The 3,161-nt window shown below is 68.9% G+C and carries 4 protein-coding genes; 1 reads left to right on the forward strand and 3 read right to left on the reverse strand.

What is annotated here, in order from left to right:
- Positions 1–88: 88 nt before the first annotated feature.
- From PLL68_RS13455 to PLL68_RS13465, 3 genes are all read right to left on the reverse strand, one after another.
- A complete protein-coding gene (locus PLL68_RS13455; protein WP_324534913.1) occupies positions 89–892 on the reverse strand; it encodes an ABC transporter permease in 804 nt (267 codons plus the stop codon).
- Entirely contained in the window at positions 889–1,758 is an 870-nt protein-coding gene (locus PLL68_RS13460; protein ID WP_324534915.1) for an ABC transporter ATP-binding protein, read from the reverse strand. The genes PLL68_RS13455 and PLL68_RS13460 overlap by 4 nt, the downstream gene beginning before the upstream one ends.
- A gap of 63 nt (positions 1,759–1,821) precedes the next feature.
- Entirely contained in the window at positions 1,822–2,499 is a 678-nt protein-coding gene (locus PLL68_RS13465) for a LemA family protein (RefSeq protein WP_324534917.1), read from the reverse strand.
- 120 nt (positions 2,500–2,619) lie between these two features.
- Between PLL68_RS13465 and PLL68_RS13470 the strand changes: the two genes are divergently transcribed.
- Positions 2,620–3,051: a universal stress protein gene (locus tag PLL68_RS13470; protein ID WP_324534919.1), complete on the forward strand. Its 432-nt coding sequence runs from the start codon at positions 2,620–2,622 to the stop codon at positions 3,049–3,051.
- Positions 3,052–3,161 lie beyond the last annotated feature (110 nt).

The raw sequence follows: 3,161 nt of genomic DNA on the forward strand, positions 1-3,161 counted from the left end.
CCAAGACCGTCATCGACGAGATCGACGAGGTCGTCGACGACGTGCGAGACGGCACGCTGTAACCCCTCCTGCCGGAGGGTTGCGTCGATCAGGTCGTTCCGCGCTTGAACCAGCGGAACGTCGTGACGCACAGGACGAGACCCGCGATGCCCCACGCCAGCAGCACGAGCGCGGTCTTGCCGGTCTCCCACGACCCGGCCATCTCGCCGGCCGCCATCTCGGCCGGGAAGAACACCGACCGCATGCCCTGCGCGATCCACTTCAGCGGGAAGAGCGCGGCCACCTGCTGCAACCAGCCGGGCACGTTGTCGAAGGCGATGTAGACCCCGGAGATGAACTGGAGCACGAGCATCGGCCCGATGACCACGGCCCCGATCGAGCGTGAGGTCGCGAGCGACGAGTAGGCGATGCCGAGGACCGTGCCGCTGAAGACGCCCAGGCCGAAGATCAGGGCGAACACCGCCCACCGGCCGGGGTCGGTCGGTAGGTCGACGCCGAAGAACAGCCGCGCGACGAGGAGCAGCAGCACCGTCTGGAGCACCGAGGTCACCGCGACCAGCCCCACCTTGCCGAGGAAGTAGGCCACCGGCGGCATCGGCGTCGCCCGCAGCCGCTTCAGGGTGCCGTCATCGCGCTCGGTCGCGACCGAGAGGGCCATCGTCTGGAAGCTCGTCAGCAGGATGCCGGCCGAGAGCATGCCCGGCAGGAAGAACAGCCCTGCCGTCATGCCGCCCTGCTCCGCTCCTTGCTCGAACTGGGCCGAGAAGATCAGCGAGAAGAGGCTGAGCAGCAGGATCGGGAAGAGGAAGGAGAAGAACACCGACTCCTTCTCGCGCGAGTACATCTTCAGCTCGAGCAGGGTGCGGTCGAACCCGAGCGCCAGGACGTTCACGACATCTCCTTCGTGGCGTCACCCTCGAGGTGGGGGGCGATGAGGCCGAGGTAGGTGTCCTCGAGCGACGGCCTGGTGACGGTGAGACCGGGAACTTCGCCCCCCGGCATCCGGGCCGCGAGAGCGGCCACTTCAGCAGTCGGCGTCGCGGTGCGAACCTGGTGCCGGATGCCGTCCTCCTCCCAGGCGACCGTGGCCTCCTGGGTGCCCCGACCGCCCAGGTTGTCGGGGGTGTCGAGGGCGAGCAGCCGGCCAGCGGCGATGACACCGACCCGGTCGGCGAGCGCCTCGGCCTCGTCGAGGTAGTGGGTGGTCAGCAGGATGGTGGTTCCCTGCTGCGCCAAGGAGCGGATGAGGTCCCAGAAGTCACGGCGGGCCTGCGGGTCGAAGCCGGTCGTCGGCTCGTCGAGGAAGACCAGTTCGGGGCCACCGACGATGCCCAGCCCGACGTCGAGCCGCCGGCGCTGGCCCCCGCTCAGCCCGACGATGCGGGTGTCGGCCTTGTCCTCGAGGCCGACGGCCGCGATGACCTCGTCGACGTCGCGCGGGTCGGTGTAGACCTTCGCCGTGCTCTCGAGGGCCTCGCGGGGCGTCAGCAGGTCCAGCCCGGCCGAGGTCTGCGTGACGATACCGATCCGGTTGCGCCAGGACCGCCCGGCCCGGTGCGGGTCGGTGCCGAGCACCTGGACCTCTCCGGCGTCGCGGCTGCGGAAGCCCTCGGCGATCTCGACGGTCGTGGTCTTGCCGGCGCCGTTGGGCCCGAGGAGGGCAAAGACCTCACCCGTGTGGATGTCGAGGTCGAGACCGTCGACCGCTGCCCGGCCGCCGTAGTCCTTGCGCAGGCCTCGGATGGTGATCGCGTCCATGGCTCCACCCTGCCTGATGCGGTGGCACCACGTGCGCTCAGGTGCACCCCTCGAGAACTGGCGTCAGGCCGGGGGTGCAGGAGGCGTGTCCTGCGGGGCGCCGCCGCCGGGCGCACCAGCGGAACCCGACCCACCGGCATACCCGCTCGGCGGCGGGATGACGGCCTCACGCTGCCCGAAGTCGACCTTGGGGGCCTCGCGCTGTTCCCCGACGGCCTCGAAGTACTCGGCCCGGGAGATGTTGAACACGCCGGCGATGATGTTGCTCGGCACCGTCTCGACCTTGGTGTTGAGGTCGCGGACCGTGGCGTTGTAGTAGCGGCGGGCCGAGGCGATCCGGTCCTCGGTCGAGGTGAGCTCGGCCTGCAGCGCCATGAAGTTCTGGTTGGCCTTCAGGTCGGGGTAGGCCTCGGCGATGGCGAGCAGCCGTCCGAGGGCCTGGCTCAGCATGTTCTCGCTCTCGGCCTGCTGCGCCGGGGACTGGCCGGGCGCCATGGCACCAGCTCGGGCCTTGATGACGTCCTCGAGCGTGCCGCGCTCGTGGGCCGCGTAGCCCTTGACCGTCTCGACGAGGTTGCCGATGAGGTCGTGCCGGCGGGTGAGCTCGACGTCGATCTGGCGCCAGGCCTCCTGCACCAGGTTGCGCAGCTTGATGAGGCCGTTGTAGGTCGCGATGGCCCAGCCGACGACGGCGATGAGCAGCACCACGATGGCGATGACGATGACAAGGGCGGCTGTCATGGGACTCCTCGAGGAGACGGGTAACTGCCTCAAGCGTAGTTCCCAGCAGGTGTGTCCGCGGTCACACTGCGTTAGCCTGCCTTGGACCTGACCAGTCCGCACCGACAGATAGGCCCTCCCATGGACACCATCGTCGTCGGCGTCGACAACAGTGAGGCCTCCACCCGCGCGGTGGAGTTCGCCGTTGATCGCGCCCAGAAGAACCACTGGAAGATCGTCCTCGTCCACGTGATCCCCTGGACACCGTTCTCGTTCCAGACCGCCAGCGAGAACGAACACCGGCACCGTGAACGGCAGCGTGAACTCGAGGCCGCGACCGAACAGGTCATCGCGCCCATGGTCGAGATCTGCGAGCGGGGCGGGGTGCCTCACGAGGAGATCGTGCGCCACGGCAAGGCGTCCGAGACGTTGCTCGACATCAGCGCTGAGTCCGGCGCCGTGCACATCATCGTCGGCCGCACGGGCGACTCGGGGCTGCGCGACGCCGTCTTCGGCAGCGTGGCCAACCGCCTGGCTCAGCACGCCGACGTTCCCGTGACGGTGGTGCCGTGATGGGAGACAACAGCATGCGCGACAGCAAGGCACCGGACCTCGGATCGGCCACCAGGACCCTCGGCATCATCGGCGCAGTCGTCGCCGCCTTTTACGTCGTCATCTTGGCG

It is taken from the genome of Ornithinibacter sp. (assembly GCF_035443565.1).
Classification (GTDB): domain Bacteria; phylum Actinomycetota; class Actinomycetes; order Actinomycetales; family Dermatophilaceae; genus Fodinibacter.